Raw genomic sequence first — 16,935 nt, 5'->3', positions numbered from 1 at the left:
GTGAGCACCCCGGAGACCCTGCACCGCGCGGCACGCACCCTGCTCCGGCGGCCGCTGCTGCGCGCGTCCGCCCATCCCCGGGAGTTCCGGCTGGTACGTGAGCACGCCCCCGAACTGCGCCGGTGGTTCGACCGCAACACCGGCTGGCGGCTGCACGTGGACGCCGAGACGGTGCGGCTGCGCAAGGTCCCCGGTGACCCCGAGGACCCCACCCATCCCGCCCGGGAGGCGGGGCGGGGCCGGCTCGCCTTCGACCGGCGCCGCTACGTGCTGCTCTGCCTGTCCCTGGCCGTCCTGGAGCGGGCCGAGGCCCAGACGGCCCTGGGCCGCCTGGCCGAGCAGATCGTCCTCGAGGCATCCGCCCCCGAGTTCGCCGACCTGGAGTTCACCCTGTCCACGCGCGACCAGCGCATGGACCTGGTGGCGGTGGTGCGGACCCTGGTCGACATCGGCGTGCTCTCCCGCGTGGCCGGGGACGAGAGCGCCTTCGTCGGAGACCGGGGAGACGCTCTCTACGACGTGGACCGGCGCGTGCTGACCGGAATGCCGGCAGGCGCGCGCGGCCCCTCCACCATCGACCTCACCGGGCACCGCGACCGGCTGCACGCGCTGGCCGAGGACGGCGTCGCCCACCAGATGGACAGCGACGACCTGCGCAACACCGCCGTCCGCCACCGGCTCACCCGCCGACTGCTCGACGACCCCGTGCTGTACTTCGACACCCTCACCGAGGAGGAGCGCGCCTACCTCCTCAGCCAGCGCGGGGCCATCACTCGCAGAATCAGCGAACTCACCGGACTGGTCGCCGAGGTCAGGGCCGAGGGCATCGCCATGGTCGACCCCGACGACGACCTCACCGACCTGCGCATGCCCGAACAGGGGACCTCCGGGCACGCCACCCTGCTGCTGGCCGAACACCTGGCGGCGGCGGGCCGCCCCCTGACCCTGGACGAACTCGGCGCCAAGGTGCGGGAACTGGCCGAGGAGCACTCCTCCTACTGGTCCAAGTCGGCCCGGGCACCGGGCAGCGAACCCGCGCTGGTGGCCACCGCCGTCGAGCGCCTGCGCGCCCTGGGCCTGGTCGGGACGACCCTGGTCGAGGGCCGTCCCGCCGTCGCACCGCGCCCGGCCCTGGCCCGCTACGCCGTCGCCCGACCCCACGTGATCACACCCGAGGGAGAGAACCCGTGAACGCGCCCGAGCCCGAACGGGAACGCTGGCAGCCCCTGCGCCTGGGCGTCGTCGACCTGTTCTACTACGAGGACGAGCAGTTCCACTTCCGCGACGGACGGCTGCTGCTGCGCGGCAACAACGGGACCGGCAAGTCCAAGGTGCTCGCCCTGACCCTGCCGTTCCTGCTGGACGGGGAGCTGTCCGCCCACCGGGTCGAACCCGACGGCGACCCCAACAAGCGCATGGAGTGGAACCTGCTCCTGGGCGGCGATTACCCGCACGACGAACGGCTCGGCTACGCCTGGGTCGAGTTCGGCCGCCGCGCGGCCGACGGAACCGCCGAGTACCGCACCCTGGGCTGCGGACTCAAGGCCGTCGCCGGGCGCGGGATCGCCCGCCGCTGGTACTTCTCCACCCCCCAGCGCATCGGTGCCGGGGCCGACCGGCTCAGCCTGCTCGACGCCACCCGCACCGCCCTGTCCCGGGACCGGCTCGTGGAGGCGGTCGAAGGCCACGGCATGGTCTACGACCAGGCCGGGGACTACCGCAGGGCCGTCGACGAGGCCCTCTTCGGACTGGGAGAGGAGCGCTACGGGTCCCTGGTGGACCTGCTCATCCAGCTGCGCCAGCCCCAGCTGTCCAAGCGCCCCAGCGAGGCCGCGCTCTCCAAGGCGCTCACCGAGGCCCTGCCTCCGATGGACCCGGCGGTCGTCGCCGACGTCGCCGAGGCCTACCGGGAACTGGAGGACGACGAGGAGGAGCTGCAGGCGATGGCCGACGCCGAGCGCGCCTCCTCCGCCTTCCTGGGCCACTACCGCCACTACGCGCGCGTGGCCGCCCGCCGTGCGGCCCGCCCGCCCCGCCGCGAGCACTCCCGCTACGAGCGCCTCACCGCCGAGCGCACCGCCGCGCTCGCCGCCCGGGACGAAGCCCAGGCCGAACTGGACCGGATCGCGGCCCGATCGGGGGAGCTGGCCTCCCGCGCCGCCCGCCTGCGCGGCCAGGACCAGTCCCTGCGCCGCAGCCCCGAGATGGACAGCGCCCGCGACCTGGACCGCGCAGGCGAGGAGGCGCGCCAGAGCGCCCAGCGCGCCGACCAGGCGACGGCGGACGCCGCACGCGCCCGCGATGACGCGGACCGCGCCCGCCGGCGGCTCGAGCAGGTGTCCCGGGACGCCGAGCGGGCGGAGTCGGACCTGGAACAGGCCCGGGAGCACGCCCTGCTCGCGGCCCGGGACGCGGGCCTGGGCGCGCAGCACCGCGACACGGTCGACCGGGCCCTTCCCGAACACGCCGACCCCGTCCAGCGCGACGCCGAGGACCTGGTCCGGCGCCGGCTCCGGGCCCTGGACCACACCACCGCACTGCTGCGCGCCGCGGACGAGGCCCGGGACCACCACCAGCGCGCCCTCACCCGCCTGGAGGACACCGAGGCCGAACTCGCCGACCTGGACCGGGCCCGCGCCCGGGCCGAACAGGAGCTGGAAGCGGCCGCGCGCGACCACGTCGCCGCCGTGCGCGACCACCTCTCCTCCTGCACCGAGCTGTGCCCCGAGGACCTGCCCGGCCTGCTCGACCAGGTCACGGACTGGACCACCGTCCTGGACGGCCCCGACCCCGCCCGCCGGGGGGCCCGGCAGCACGCCCAGCAGGTCGAGACGGAGCTGGCCGCCCGCGAGGCCGAGCTCGGCATGGAACGCGACACCCTGCACCTCCGGCGCGGGGAACTGGAGGAGGAGCGCGCACAGCTCCGGGACGGCCGCCCCGCGCCCCCGCCGGTTCCGCACACCCGCACCGCTCCGCGCGAGCAGGGCCGCCCGGGCGCACCCCTGTGGAAGCTCGTCGACTTCGCCGAACACCTCACCGGCACCGAACGCGCCCGCCTCGAAGCGGCGCTGGAGGCCTCCGGACTCCTGGACGCCTGGGTGGCCCCCGAAGGGACCCTCACCCCGGCCGAGGGACACGACACCCTGGTCCTCGCCGACAGCCCCGTTCCGGGCCCGCACCTGGGACAGCTCCTGCATCCGGCCGTCGACCCCGACGACCCCGACGCCGCCGCGGTCGCCCCTGCCCGGGTGGCCGCCCTCCTGGCCGCCATCGGCACGGCCGAACGCGAGGACGTGCCCACCTGGGTCACCGTCCAGGGCCGCTTCCGGACCGGCGCCCTGCGCGGCAGCTGGACCAAGGAGGAGGCCCGGCACCTGGGCGAGGGCGCCCGGGAGCAGGCCCGCCGCGACCGTCTGGACCAGATCGCCCGCACACTCGACACCGTCGGAGCGCGACTGGCCGAGGCCGGCGCCGGCCTGGAGCGCCTCGCCGGGCGCCGCCGCGTGCTGCGCGCCGAGCTCGACGCGCTGCCCGACGACACCGCCCTGCGCGCCGCCCACGCGCGGGTCGCCGACACCGTCCGGGCCGCCGTCGACCTCACCCGCCGCAGGGACGAGCGTGCCGAAGACCTGGGCCGGACCCGCACCCGGCTCGACGAGGCGCGGGCCGAGCTCGCCGACACCGCGGCCGAACTGGGTACGCCCACCGCGGAGGAGGAACTGTCCGCCGGGCGGGAGGCGCTCTCCTCCTACCGGGTGGCGCTGGCGGGACTGTGGCCCGCGGCCCGGGCCCACCTCGACGCCTCCCGCGTACGGGAGAGCGGGCAGGAGGAGGCCGAGCGCGCCGCCCAGCTCGCCGCAGACCTGGGCGAGCGGGCCGAGGAACTGCGGCTGGAGGCCGAGGAGGCGGCCGAGCGCCACGACACCCTCGGCCGGACCGTGGGCACGGCGGTGGCCGAGCTCAACCGCATGCTCGCCCAGGTGGCCGAGGAACTCCAGAAGTGCCGAGACCAGGAACGCCTGCTGGAGAACGAGCGCACCGACGCCCTGGACCGGCGGGGCCGGGCAGCCGGACAGGTCGAAAGGCTCGACACCGACATCGAGGAGGCCGTGGGCGCCCGCGCCGAGGCGGTCGAGGCCCTGCGCGCCTTCGCCGGCACCGGCGTGCTCGGCATCGCCCTGCCCGACCTGGACATACCCAACCCGGGCCGGGAGTGGGCGGCCGACCCGGCCGTGCGCCTGGCCCGCGCCGTCGACCGCGCCCTGGAGGAGACCGAGGACTCCGACCAGGTCTGGGACCGGCTCCAGAAGAACCTGTCGGTGCAGTTCAAGAACCTGCAGGACGCGCTGTCCCAGCACGGGCACGGCGCCGCGTCCTGGCCCGAGGCGGGCGTCGTCCTCGTCCGGGTCACCTTCCAGGGCAGGGAGCAGTCCGTGCCCGAGCTCGCCTCCGCCCTGGGGGAGGAGGTGGCCGCCCGCCGCGCCCTGCTCTCGGCCCGCGAACGCGAGGTGCTGGAGAACCACCTGCTCACCGAGGTCGCCGGTACGCTGCAGAACCTGATCGGCGCCGCCGAGCTCCAGGTGGAGCGGATGAACGCCGAACTGGAGGAACGCCCCACCAGCACCGGCATGCGGCTGCGCCTGCTGTGGCAGCTGCGCCGCGACGCCCCCGAGGGGGTGGCCGGGGCACGCAGCCGGCTGCTGCGCCAGACCGCCGACGCCTGGTCGGCCGACGACCGCTCCGCCGTCGGCGACTTCCTGCAGCGCCTCATCGAGCGGGAGCGCGAGGAGGACCCCGGCGCTCCGTGGTTCGACCGCCTCACCCGGGCCCTGGACCACCGCTCCTGGCACCGGTTCACCGTGCAGCGCAAGCAGCACGGGCAGTGGAACAGCGCCACCGGTCCGGCCTCGGGCGGCGAGCGCGTGCTGGCGGCGTCGATCCCGCTCTTCTCGGCGGCCTCCTCCTACTACGCCACCGCCACCAATCCGCACGCCCCGCGCCTGATCATGCTGGACGAGGCCTTCGCGGGGGTCGACGACGACTCCCGCGCCAAGTGCCTGGGGCTGCTGCACGCCTTCGACCTGGACGTGGTGATGACCAGCGAACGCGAGTGGGGGTGCTACCCGCAGGTACCCGGACTGTCCATCGCCCAGCTGTCCAGGGTGGACGGGATCTCCGCGGTCCTGGTCACGCGCTGGGAGTGGAACGGCCGCGAACGCCTCCCCGCGCCCGAACCGCACGAGCCGGGGACGCAGAGCCCGCAGGAGGTACCCTCCGGCAGCCGGGCCGGGGGAGGAAACGGGCAGGAAGGCCTGTGGGAGTGAGCGGCCCCGACCTGCCCCGGCTGCGCCGGCTGCTGGGCACCCCCGCCACGGCCTGGCTCCTGGAGCGGGCGCGCCGCCGACTGCACGAGGGCAGGCTGCTGACCGGGACCGTGACCCGCAGCGGCGCGACGGAGGAGGAGCGCGCCGCCCTCGCCTCACTCCTGGGCCGCCGGCCCGGGCGCGGCACCACCGTGAGTGTGCGCCTGGAACAGGTCGACGCCCTCCTGCGCGACAGCGGTGCCTGCCCCGACGGGCTGGCCGCGGCGGTGGAACTGCTCTCGGGGCCCGTGGTGCCGCGCGAGGAGGAGCGTGAACGGGAGGAGCGCGCCTGGGACCGCGCGTTCGCACCCCTGGAACAGGTGTGCGCCTCCGTACCGGCCCTGCGGACCTGGTGCGCGGGCATACGCAGGGACGGGCGCGTCCGGCGGATGGCCGGCGGGCCCGAACAGGCGGGCCCCCTGCTGGAGGGGGCGGCCCGGGTCGTGGCCGCGCTTCCGGCCGGCGGAGTGGCCCTGTCCCACCTGGCCGCCCGGGTCCTGGGCGACGCCCACGCCTTGGACGACGACAGGTCGGTGACCACCCTGGTCCTGGGCGCCGCCCGCCTGCTGGGGGACGAGGCCGAGGGCGAGGGTGCGGCCTGGCGGCGGCGCGTGTGGGCCTCGGTGGGAGTGCTCAAGGACGAACTGTCCTCCACCGTTCTGGTCCTCAACCTTCCCGGAAACCCGGAAACCGCGACGGGCCGGGCCCTGACCTCCCTGGCCGGGGAGGGGCAGCCGGCCGTGCTCACCCTGCGCCAGCTTGTCTCCGAGCCCCGGCACACCCTCTGGCCGGGGCTGGTGGTCTCGGTCTGCGAGAACCCGGTCGTGGTCGCGGAGGCCGCCGACCGCCTGGGTGCGCGGTGCGCACCGCTGGTCTGCCTCCAGGGGGGACCGAGCGCGGCCGCCCTGACCCTGCTGCGCCAGGCGGCGGACGGAGGAGCCGCGGTGCGGCTCCACACCGACTTCGACTGGGGCGGGGTGCGGATCGCCAACGCGGTGGCACGGCAGGTGCCCTGGGAGCCGTGGCGGCTCACCGCCGCCGACTACCGTTCCTCCCTCGGTGCTCGGAGCCGTCCACTCAGCGGCACCGCGGCCCCGACCGGCTGGGACCCGGCCCTGGCGGAGGCGATGGCCGAGTGCGGGATGCGCGTCGAGGAGGAGACGGTCCTGGACGACCTGCTGGGCGACCTCGGACCGGTGTGAGGCCGGTCCCCGCAGCCGGCCCCGGCCGATCGGGGCGGAGGCGGTGGGCTCTGCTTCGGGTACCGGCCCGTGTCGTTCACCGGCTGCGGGGCCGACCAGGGAAAAGATGGCTGCGGCTCCGGCACGGCCGCTCCGAAGGGCCGCGCCGGCGCGCCTTCCCTGTCCCGCTCCGACGGAAGCAAGGTCGCCCATGACGCCCAAGGCCCTGTGCGCCTCCCTGGTGCTGCTGACCGTGACCGCCCTGGCCCCGGTGCCCGCAGCCGCGGACGGTGTACCCCCGCCCGGCTCGCCCACCTACCGGTACAACACCTTCGACCGCCCGGCCCCGGGCAGCGCCTACACCCTGGCGGAATGGGAGGAGGACGGCTGGCACGCCGACAGCGAGCTCGGCCTGGACGAGCGCACCCTCATCGACGACTCGGTCCCCGCCCGCAGCGGCGGGCAGTCGCTGCGCGTGTTCTACCCCGAGGGCGAGTTCGGTGCGCGCGACTCCGGTGTGCTGGCACCCTTCCGGCTCACCCCGGCGCGCGAGTACTACCTGTCCCACTGGGCGCGCTTCAGCGAGGACTTCAGCTGGGGGACCACCTCGTTCGGCGGCAAGCTCGGGATCGGCCTGGCCGCGGGCGAGGCGTGCTCGGGCGGAGAGGTGTGCGACGGGGAGAACGGCTTCACCTCGCGCATGGTCTGGCGCCGCGACGGCCAGGCGGCCGTGTACTACTACCACATGGACAAGGAGGGGAAGTACGGCGACCAGGAACTCCTGCGCGTGGACGGCGCCGACGTCCACTACCCCCTGGGCGAGTGGGTGAACATCGTCCAGCGGGTCAGGATCAACACCGTCACCGACGGCCGGGCCAACCCCGACGGGGAGATCGAGGTCTTCTACGACGGCGAGCCCGCCGCGCTGGTCACCGGACTGCGCTTCGTGTCCAACGGCGACCTGGTGGACAAGGCCTACTTCTCGACCTTCTTCGGCGGCTCCAGCGAGGGGTTCGCCCCGGACCGCGACAGCTACGTCTGGTACGACGACCTGGAGGCCTCCGCCTCACGCGCCGACATGTGCGGCCTCATCGACTGCCTGTGAGCGGCCGGGGCGCGGAGCCCCCGTCACCCGCGGCCGAAGAGGGCGTCGGTGAAGGCGTTGCGGAACTTCCCGTCCGGGTCGAGGTCGCGCATCAGGCGCGCGAAGTCCGCGGCGCGCCCGTACCCGCCGATGACGTCGGCCGGGGCCATCGAGGTGAGTTTGCCCCAGTGCGGGCGGGCGCCCAGCGGCAGGAGGCGCTCCTCCACGGCGGCCAGGACCGGCGCCACGGCCGCCGGTTCCTTGAGCCAGGTGAAGTGGAAGGTGACGCAGTCCCGGCCGTGGGCGGGGCTCAGCCACAGGTCGTCGGCGCGGACCGTCCGCACCTCCGCAACGTGCAGCACCGGGGCCAGCAGGTGTCCGATGCCGCGGAGGGCGGTGAAGGCGTCCCTCGCGGACTCGCGGGGCACGTAGAACTCGGACTGCAGCTCCTCGCCCGCGCTCGGTTCCAGCTCGGGGCGGAAGTGGGGGAGGCGCGCGTACCAGGGGCCGACGACTCCCCCCTGCTCGGTGCAGGCCTCCGGCGGCATTCCCGGGACGGGGTGCACGGGCCGCCGCGCCGGCCGGCCTCCGCTCCACCTGCCCTCCGGCCGGTCGGTGCGGTGCTTGAGCCACACCGTGCCCTCGTCGCGCCAGTCGGTGAACAGGCTGACGCTGTAGGCCGCGCCGAACACGTCGTCGACGTGGTCGGCCACCTCGTCCAGGGGCACCCCGACCCGGACCCGCTGGGACACCTCGAACGCCGGCTCGATCTCCAGGGTGAGGCGGGTGACGACGCCGAGAGCGCCCAGCGCGACCACCGCGCCGGGGAAGACCTCGGGGTCGGCCTCGCGGCTCAGCCGGAACAGGTCGCCGTCGGGGGAGACGAGCTGCACGGCGCGGACCGCGGCGGACAGGCAGCGCAGGCCGTCCCCGGACCCGTGGGTACCGGTCGCACAGGAGCCGGCGACCGAGATGTGCGGCAGCGACGCCAGGTTGGCCAGGGCGAACCCTTGCTCGTGCAGCGCGGGAAGCAGTTCGGCATAGCGCATGCCGGCGGTGACGGTGGCGGTGCGCTTGCGCGCGTCGACCTCGACCTCCGAGGGGAGGCCGTCCAGGCGCACCAGCTCGGAGTCGGAGTCGGCGACGGTGCTGAAGGAATGGCCGCTGCCCAGAGCACGGACCCGCGTGCTGTCCCGGACGATGCGGCGCAGCTCGTCGACGCTCCCGGGCCGGTGGATCCGAGTGCCGGCGAAGGTGACGTTGCCCGCCCAGTTCGTGGGTCTCGTGTGCGGCATGGGCCCTCCGGGGGTGAGCGGCGTACGGTCCCGGTCTCCCGGGCGCCGCCACGGGAGCGGCTCCCGGAGGATAGCCGGAGGTCCCCCTGCCCGGTTCGGGCGGGGCGGCGGACCCCGGGAGCGCTCACGCGATTGTCGTAGGCCGGGGCGACAATCCGGTGTCCGGCCCGACCAGGTCGGGAAGGCGTGCTCCGAGGAGTGTCCGATGATGCCACCAGTGTTCTGCCCGTGCCCCGGGGACCGCCCGTGAGCGGCCGCGCGCGGCTGTGGCCGCTGATCCACCGGGAACGTTCGGTACTGGCCGACGACCTGTCGGGGCTGACCGAGGAGCAGTGGGCGACGCCGTCGCTGTGCGAGGGCCTGACGGTGCGCGAGGTGCTGGCGCACCTGACCTCGTCGGCGACCCTCAACGGCTTCCAATGGTTGGCCGGGGTCGTCCGCTGCCGGTTCGACTTCGACGCCCAGGTCGCCGTGCGCCTGGCGGAGCAGCTGGGGGACTCCGGTGCCGAGACCCTCGCGCGCTTCCGGTCGGTGGTGGAGAGCACGACGTCGCCGCCGCTGCCCGGGCCCGCCCTCCTGGGAGAGGTGATCGTGCACGGGGAGGACATCAGAGGGCCCCTGGGGATGGCGGGTGACCGTCCGATCGACGTGCTGACCCGTGTGGCGGCCTACTACCAGGGCTCGGACCAGGTCGTCGTCGCCGGAAGCCGGGTCCGGGGCCTGAGGCTCCGGGCCGTCGACGGCCCCTTCGCCTCCGGCACCGGACCGCTCGTCTCCGGACGCACGCTCGAGCTGGTCATGGCGATGACCGGCCGCCCCGCCTACCTCGGCGAGCTCACCGGCGACGGCGTGGAGATCCTGCGTGAGCGTGTGGCCGGGTGAGTGCCGGAGCGCGGGGCCGCCGCCCTCGGAAGCGCCGGCGGAGGGGCGGCGGCCGGTCCGGGCTCCGGGGGCGGACGAGGTGCCGTGGCCGCAGGCCTCCTGCCGGCCCAGGCTTTCCACGGGACCCTTGTGCGGACAAAGTACGTGAATCTACGCCATAAAGGTCGGGGTTCGTATTCACAGGCACACGAAGGCTCGGCAGAGCGGTTGCCATCGACCCGGACAGAACCTTCGGGCTTCACGGGACCACCTGGGATCGAGCCGCAGGGATCTGAAGTGCGAGAACTCCGAGGCCCTGCTCTCCCGGTTACTCCTCATTCCTCGTGATCTGGTGTCCGGAGTCGACTTCACCCCGTTCTACTGCTGTTCCACAGCCGGCCGAAGTGACCGCAAGTACAAGACCGCGAGAAGAAAAGCCGCTGGTCAGGGTGAGGGTGACTGGAAACCTTCGGCCGCTTCTGCGCCTGCACTTCCTCCTGCGTCCACATGCCCATGGTCCGGGCGGGCGGGGAAGGTGAGCAGGATGTGCCCGCCGAGGGTGCGGCCTTGCGGGCACCGGCTCCCGCCATGTCTCGGACCGCTCGTTCCACCCCGGAAGGTGTCCGAAAATTTTCGGCAACTTTGTCCCTGTCGTAGGCCTTTGTGTTGAGGGTTTCGCCGTACTTTCCGGGATGGAGTGCCAGGAGGCGCCGCCTGTCCTGGGTTTATGCTTTCTTGGGCAGATTAACTTTCCTGAAAGGTTCCGGAAACTGTTGACAGCCGGAGAGGTCGAACAAATACTGTCACCTACAGCAACCGGACAAACTCGCCGCGTTGCCCGACGCCGACGTGCGGAGGCCTCTTCCGGCCGCCGACCACCCCGCCGGGTCGTCTCGCGCTTCCTGGCCCCCACCCGCTTTCACCAGGAGGAAGCATGTCCTTCACCCCCACCCGTACGAGAAACCGCCTGCGGCGGCTCGCCGGCCGAGCGTGCGCCGCCGCAGCGGCACTCGTGATGGCCGCGGCGATGCTGCCCGGCACCGCCGCCGCGGCCGTCACCTCCAACCAGACCGGCAACCACGGCGGCTACTTCTACTCGTTCTGGACCGACAGCCCCGGCACCGTCTCCATGGAACTGGGCCAGGGCGGCAACTACAGCACCTCGTGGCGCAACACCGGGAACTTCGTCGCCGGCAAGGGATGGAGCACCGGCGGGCGCCGCACCGTGAACTACTCGGCCGACTTCAACCCCTCCGGCAACTCCTACCTCACCCTCTACGGGTGGACCCGCAACCCCCTCGTGGAGTACTACATCGTCGACAACTGGGGCACCTACCGGCCCACCGGTGACTACAAGGGCACGGTCACCACCGACGGCGGCACCTACGACATCTACCGCACGATGCGCTACGACGCCCCCTCCATCGACGGTACCCAGACCTTCCCCCAGTACTGGAGCGTCCGCCAGTCGAGGCGCTCCAGCGGAAGCATCAACGCCGGCAACCACTTCGACGCCTGGGCCCGCCACGGAATGAACCTGGGCAACCACGACTACATGATCATGGCGACCGAGGGCTACCAGAGCAGCGGCAGCTCCAACGTGACGCTGGGGAGTTCCGGGGGCGGCAACCCCGGCAACCCCGACCCCGGCAACCCGGGCGGCGGTGGCTGCACCGCCACGCTGTCCGCCGGGCAGCAGTGGGACGACCGCTACAACCTCAACGTCTCGGTCTCGGGCTCCGACAACTGGACCGTGACGATGAACGTGCCCTCCCCGGCCAAAATCAGCGCCACCTGGAACGTCAGCGCCAACTGGCCCAGCTCCCAGGTCATGCACGCCACCCCCAACGGCAACGGCAACAACTGGGGTGTGACGATCGAGCACAACGGCAACTGGACCTGGCCCACAGTCACGTGCAGCGCGAACTGATCCCCTCCTGAGCAGCCCCCGGGCGCGGCGGCCGTGTGCCGCCGCGTCCGCCCCGGCGGTGGGCGGCCCGCCGCCGGGCCTCCGCGTCCGGCCGGAAAGACCGCCGGTAGCCTCTTCCGTTGTGCCCGGTCGGGGACCGGGTACCGACGAGGAGGAGACACGTGATCCGAGAAGCCGTCGACGACGACGTCGACGCGGCCGCCGACACCCTGACCGCGGCCTTCGCCGACTACGCCTTCACCCGCCACACGATCGCGGCCGAGAACCACCCCGACCGGCTGCGCCGCTTCCAGCGGCTGTTCCTGAGCGATGTCGGCCTGCCCCACGGCAGGGTGTGGGTGTCCGAGGACCTCGGCGCCGTCGCCGTGTGGACCACGCCCGAGTCGGGCGGGGCCGCCGAGGTGATGGAGAACCTTCTGCCGGTCTTCACCGACCTGGCGGGCGACCGTGCCGAGTTCTACGCCTCGGCGGAGGAGGAGATGTCCCGCCACCGGCCCGACCACCCGGTGTGGTTCCTGGGCACGGTGGGGGTCCGCCCCGAGTTCCAGGGGCGGGGCCTGGGCCGGGCGGTCGTCGCCGCCGGCCTGCGCGAGGCCGACGCCGCCGGCGTCCCCGCCTTCCTGGAGACCTCGGAACCGGGCAACGTGGGCTTCTACGAGACGCTGGGCTTCGAGGTCACCGCCGAGTACGACCTGCCCGGTGGCGGCCCCCGGACCTGGGCCATGCTCCGCCCGGCCGAAGGCTGACGGCCGCGTCCCCGGGGCCGTGGCGGTGCATCTCCGGTCCCGGACCGCGGCGGGGGCGGGGGCGCAGCCCCGCCCCCGCCGGGTCACCGCCGGCTGTACAGGCGTCCGGCGGTGCTCTCCCGACGGGACTCCTCCGCCAGGCCGTCACCGGGAAGGACGGGCAGGCGTTCGCGCATCCAGTCGACCACCCGCTGGAGAGGCGTGGGCTCGTAGGGGACCGCTTCCCGCTCCATGTGGAAGTAGAAGTCCTTGCGGTCCGGGCGGCCGAAGGACAGGGTCCAGTCCTCACCCTCGTGCGCCCAGCGCAGGCACACCCTCTCGCCCTGCTTGTCGACGGTGGACAGCCCCGGCTCGGGGGCCTTCCTGCCGAAGGCCATGAGGGTGGAGATGGAGCAGGACGGCTCCCCGGCGATCTGGTAGGCCGACGTCCAGCAGGGGCGGAGTTCGCCGTCCCTGCGCGAGATCCACCCCAGCAGGTCGGGCTCCCTCTGCCCCTTGACCGGTGGCAGGGCGGTCGCGGGCAGGAGCGGTACGACGTGGAGCCGGCTGGTGTCGGGCAGATCGGCGGCGAAGCGGTCGCCGACCGGGGAGAGGTCGAGCTCGGGCGCGAAGTGGAACCGCTGCGTGTAGGTGTGGGGCCGTTCCGCGGTGTCCCACAGCCAGTCGTGGACCAGCAGCCACTCGCCGGGGAGCAGGGCCAGGGTGCGGGCGTGCCGGATGGTCCTGTTGTGCCTGACGTGGGTTCCGCAGTAGAGGATCCCCCGGTGCTCGCCCGCCCGGCGTATCCCCGAGCCGTAGGGGGTGACGCCGCGCCGCTGGTAGCTGGCCCCGTCGATCTCCACGGTGTTGTGGGCCCGGGTCGACTCGACGTACACGCGTGAGGGGTGGGCGTAGGGGAAACCGGCCCTGCCCAGGTCGCTGTCGGGGGTGGTCTGGTCGAGGTAGCCGAACTTGCCCGCGTCGACGAGGATCTCGTGGCCCCGGTCGTACCAGACCATCGAGAGGTCGTCGGCGTGCTTGTGCGTCCTGGAGTGGAACGCTGCCGTCTGCGCCAGGTAGGAGCAGTCGGCGTAGTCCTCGGGGCCCTTGGGCCAGCGGTCGCGCGCGATGAAGTAACCGGCCTCGGGGAAGGAGCGCCAGCGGTCGTTGGGCGCCTTGCCGCGGGTGCCTCCGGTGACGGCGAAGGTCAGGGCGGGGTCGGCGATGTGCGGCTGCTCCTCGCGCAGGACGCTCACGTGGCTGGTGTCCCCGAACATGGCCAGGCGGCCGTTGGGGAGCACGAACCAGGCGAGTGCCTCCTGGATGCGGTCGAGCATGGGCCGGAACTCCTCCTCGCCGACGAGCCCGGTGTCCAGCAGCTTCTGGAAGGTGGCCGCGGCCACCAGGTGGTATCCGGGGGAGTGCTCCCGGTGGATCCCGCCGGGGGTGAACTGCGTCCTGACCAGCTGGCGGACGCGCTCGCGCGCCTGCCTCCTGTGCATCCCGAGGCCGGGCAGGCCGCGCAGCCTGCGGGTCAGGGCCAGCTGCCCCGCGGCCACGTAGAAGCCGTGGTTGGAGTGGGGTGCGAAGAACCGGTCGTCGGAGAGCGCCTCCAGATGGAGCTCGGCGCACCGCAGGAGGAGGGTGAGGTCGGCGTCGCCGACGTGCTCGGAGCGGGCGGCCCGCTCCACGACGTAACCGAGCCGGTAGCCGCGCAGTCCGATCGCCGTGTCGTACCAGGCCATCCCCGGGGCGACCTGCGGGTGGCACCTGGCCCAGTCGCAGACGACCTGCACGGCCCAGGAGAGGTAGCGGGGCTCCCCGGTCCGGTCATGGGCCGCCAGGACGCAGCTGAGGAAGTCCCAGGAGTGGAAATGGAAATTCCACGCCCTGTTGGGGGATGCTGCCTTTTCCCAGTCGACGGGCGGGTTCACGTTGATTTCAGGAAAATTGCGAAGTTTCCACACACCCGAGATCGTTTTGTTCGCGGCCGCCTGGGTTCTGTGCCCCCAGTGGTCATCGGGAAAGAGGGTCTCGTAGGGGTGTGTCGGGGAGGATGCCAGTGCTGACCTTATTTCTTCTGGTGACATGCTGGATTATTCCCTTTCGGAGGTTTCGGATATTTCCCAAAGGCGATTCCCTTCTTCAGTGTAGGGCGCCGTCCGGTGTGCGCGTGGGGAACAAGGGAAATGGCGGAGGGTGGTGATGGTTTCATGGAGTTCGGAGGGGATTCTCCTCGTTCGGCAAAAAAATTGGGTAATCGAATCTTTCCTGAGGTGCCCGCCTCGTGTGCCGCGGGCGCCGTCCGGGTAGCCGGGAGAAGGAGCCGCCGGACAGGGGACCGTGCGGCCCGGGGAGGAAGGGAAGGCCATGCGCGCTCTGACAGTGGTGCCGTCGCGGCCCGGGACACCGGAGGTGCGCGAGGTCCCCGAACCCGTGCCGGGGCCGGGGGAACTGCTCGTGGACGGTGTGGCGCTGGGCATCTGCGGCACCGACCGGGAGATCGTCCGGGGTGAGCACGGCTCCGCGCCGCCCGGTGCCGAGTACCTGATCCTGGGCCACGAGTCGCTGGGGCGGGTGCGCAAGGCACCGCCGGACAGCGGTTTCGCGACCGGGGACCTGGTGGCCGGGGTCGTGCGCCGCCCCGACCCCGAACCGTGCGGCGCGTGCGCGCGCGGTGAGTTCGACATGTGCCGCAACGGTCTCTTCACCGAACGCGGCATCAAGGGCCTGCACGGCTACGGTTCGCAGGTCTGGACCGTGGAGGCCGACTACGCGGTGCGGCTCGACCCGGGACTGGAACGCGTCGGGGTGCTGATGGAGCCCGCCACGGTCGTGGCCAAGGCCTGGGAGCAGATCGAGAAGATCGGCAACCGGTCCTGGTTCGAGCCCCGCCGCCTGCTGGTGACCGGTGCGGGGCCGATCGGCCTCCTGGCCGCCCTGATGGGCGTGCAGCGCGGCCTGGAGGTGCACGTGCTCGACATGGTGGAGGAGGGCGTCAAGCCCGCCCTGGTCGCCGACCTGGGGGCCGCCTACCACACGGGCGGGGTCGCCGGCGCCGTCGCCGCGGCGGGCGGAGAACCCGACGTGGTCATCGAGGCCACGGGCGCCCCCGAGCTGGTCGTGGACGTGATGTCCCGCAACGCCCCCTACGGGATCGTGTGCTTCACCGGGCTCTCCGGGCGGGGCCGCACGGTCGATATCGACGCGGGGGCGGTCAACCGCGAGCTCGTCCTGGAGAACGACGTCCTCCTGGGGTCGGTCAACGCCAACCTGCGCCACTACGAGCAGGCCGCCCGGGCGCTGGCCGCGGCCGACCGCTCCTGGCTGCAGCGGATGATCACCCGGCGGCTGCCGCTGGAGCACGCCCTGGAGGCCTTCGGGCCGGGCGGCGACGGCGTCAAGACCGTCATCGACCTCTGAGGGCGCGGGGACCTCCGGCCGGAGTGGATTCCGCCTCCCGTGTTTTCCGGGAAAACGGGAGGAAAGGCATCGGTGAAATCACGTGTCCTTTTCTGCTGTCGTTGACACGTTGCGGTGCGTGACGAATATTCGAAGTCCGGCGCGTCGGACACCCCCCGAAACCCCGCTGAAATCAGAGGAGCCGCGACATGCGATCGCGAAATCCGTTTCGCCGAACGACCGCTCTACTCCTGGGCCTGCTGACGGCCGTCGCCCTCGCCCCCGCCGTGTCGGCTGCCTCCGCCGACACCGTCGAGACCATGGGCGGCACCGGCCCCTACGATGCCGAGTACACCACCACCTGGCGCCTGCGCGACCACACCGTCTACCGCCCCGTCGACCTGCCCGAGGGCGAGCGGCTGCCCGTCGTCGCCTGGGGCAACGGCGCCTGCCGGGCCGACGGGACCTGGTTCGAGAACATCCTCACCGAGTTCGCCTCCCACGGCTTCCTGGTCATCGCCAACGGCCGCCCGGGCGGCTCGGGCCGCACCGACGCCGACATGCTCATCGAGGCCGTCGACTGGGCGATCGAGGAGAACGGGCGACTGTTCAGCGAGTACCGGGGGCGCATCGACACCGACAACATCGCCGTGATGGGGCAGTCCTGCGGCGGGCTGGAGACCTACGAGGTCGCCGACGACCCGCGCATCGACACCACCGTGCTGTGGAACAGCGGCCTGCTGAGCGACCGCGACAACGACCTGCTGGAGGACCTGCACGCCCCCATCGCCTACTTCACCGGGGGGCCGAGCGACATCGCCTACGAGAACGCCCTGGACGACTACGGCCGCCTGCCCCGGGGGCTGCCCGCCTTCATCGGCCACCTCGACGTCGGCCACTACGGCACCTTCGCCGAGCCCAACGGGGGCGAGTACGGCCGGGTGGGCACGGCCTGGTTGAAGTGGCAGCTCAAGGGCGACCAGCAGGCCCGCCGGGAGTTCGTCGGTCCCGACTGCGGCCTGTGCGCCGGCGAGTGGGACACCGACAGCAAGAACCTGTCCTAGGTTCTTCCCGGCCCGCCGGCCCCGGCCCCG

General features: G+C 72.9%; 11 protein-coding genes. 9 read left to right on the top strand and 2 right to left on the bottom strand.

Translation table 11 applies throughout. The features are described 5' to 3' along the window. The 4 genes from FHS13_RS06760 (at position 1) to FHS13_RS06745 (ending at position 7,649) form a co-directional block, all read left to right on the top strand. Complete coding sequence (locus FHS13_RS06760; protein ID WP_343064931.1) at positions 1 to 1,191, top strand: TIGR02678 family protein; 1,191 nt, start codon at positions 1 to 3, stop codon at positions 1,189 to 1,191. Then, on the top strand, positions 1,188 to 5,324 hold the full coding sequence (locus FHS13_RS21310; RefSeq protein WP_184289296.1) for a TIGR02680 family protein: 4,137 nt from the start codon (positions 1,188 to 1,190) through the stop codon (positions 5,322 to 5,324). The genes FHS13_RS06760 and FHS13_RS21310 overlap by 4 nt, the downstream gene beginning before the upstream one ends. Then, entirely contained in the window at positions 5,321 to 6,565 is a 1,245-nt protein-coding gene (locus tag FHS13_RS06750) for a TIGR02679 family protein (protein WP_343064930.1), read from the top strand. The genes FHS13_RS21310 and FHS13_RS06750 overlap by 4 nt, the downstream gene beginning before the upstream one ends. 190 nt (positions 6,566 to 6,755) lie before the next feature. Continuing rightward, positions 6,756 to 7,649 carry a polysaccharide lyase gene (locus tag FHS13_RS06745; protein ID WP_184289290.1) on the top strand — a complete coding sequence of 298 codons (894 nt, stop codon included), beginning with the start codon at positions 6,756 to 6,758 and terminating at the stop codon, positions 7,647 to 7,649. A 23-nt stretch (positions 7,650 to 7,672) separates the two neighbouring features. Here the strand turns inward: FHS13_RS06745 and FHS13_RS06740 are convergent, their stop codons facing one another. Further along, the gene (locus FHS13_RS06740) at positions 7,673 to 8,923 is read right to left on the bottom strand and encodes an FAD-binding protein (protein WP_184289287.1); all 1,251 of its coding nucleotides are present in this window, start codon (positions 8,921 to 8,923) and stop codon (positions 7,673 to 7,675) included. Between the two features lie 246 nt (positions 8,924 to 9,169). Here FHS13_RS06740 and FHS13_RS06735 point away from each other — a divergent pair, with 246 nt between their 5' ends. The 3 genes from FHS13_RS06735 to FHS13_RS06725 all read left to right on the top strand — a co-directional run bounded on the left by FHS13_RS06735 (position 9,170) and on the right by FHS13_RS06725 (position 12,460). Next, a complete protein-coding gene (locus tag FHS13_RS06735) occupies positions 9,170 to 9,805 on the top strand; it encodes a maleylpyruvate isomerase family mycothiol-dependent enzyme (protein ID WP_184289284.1) in 636 nt (211 codons plus the stop codon). Between the two features lie 913 nt (positions 9,806 to 10,718). Next, positions 10,719 to 11,714 (top strand): glycoside hydrolase family 11 protein, encoded by a 996-nt coding sequence (locus FHS13_RS06730; RefSeq protein WP_184289281.1) that lies wholly within the window; start codon positions 10,719 to 10,721, stop codon positions 11,712 to 11,714. A gap of 161 nt (positions 11,715 to 11,875) precedes the next feature. After that, positions 11,876 to 12,460, top strand: a complete 585-nt coding sequence (locus FHS13_RS06725) for a GNAT family N-acetyltransferase (protein ID WP_184289279.1) — start codon at positions 11,876 to 11,878, stop codon at positions 12,458 to 12,460. A gap of 83 nt (positions 12,461 to 12,543) precedes the next feature. Here the strand turns inward: FHS13_RS06725 and FHS13_RS06720 are convergent, their stop codons facing one another. Then, complete coding sequence (locus tag FHS13_RS06720; RefSeq protein WP_246404781.1) at positions 12,544 to 14,529, bottom strand: heparinase II/III domain-containing protein; 1,986 nt, start codon at positions 14,527 to 14,529, stop codon at positions 12,544 to 12,546. A gap of 280 nt (positions 14,530 to 14,809) precedes the next feature. Here FHS13_RS06720 and FHS13_RS06715 point away from each other — a divergent pair, with 280 nt between their 5' ends. Both FHS13_RS06715 and FHS13_RS06710 read left to right on the top strand, forming a co-directional pair. Further along, a complete protein-coding gene (locus FHS13_RS06715) occupies positions 14,810 to 15,862 on the top strand; it encodes a glucose 1-dehydrogenase (RefSeq protein ID WP_184289273.1) in 1,053 nt (350 codons plus the stop codon). Between the two features lie 188 nt (positions 15,863 to 16,050). Beyond that, positions 16,051 to 16,905 carry a poly(ethylene terephthalate) hydrolase family protein gene (locus tag FHS13_RS06710; protein WP_184289270.1) on the top strand — a complete coding sequence of 285 codons (855 nt, stop codon included), beginning with the start codon at positions 16,051 to 16,053 and terminating at the stop codon, positions 16,903 to 16,905. Positions 16,906 to 16,935 lie beyond the last annotated feature (30 nt).

It is taken from the genome of Nocardiopsis algeriensis, from assembly GCF_014203695.1.
Classification (GTDB): Bacteria; Actinomycetota; Actinomycetes; order Streptosporangiales; family Streptosporangiaceae; genus Nocardiopsis; species Nocardiopsis algeriensis.
The sequence above is the reverse complement of the archived record's forward strand: the minus strand, read 5'-3'. Positions and strand labels throughout refer to the sequence as shown.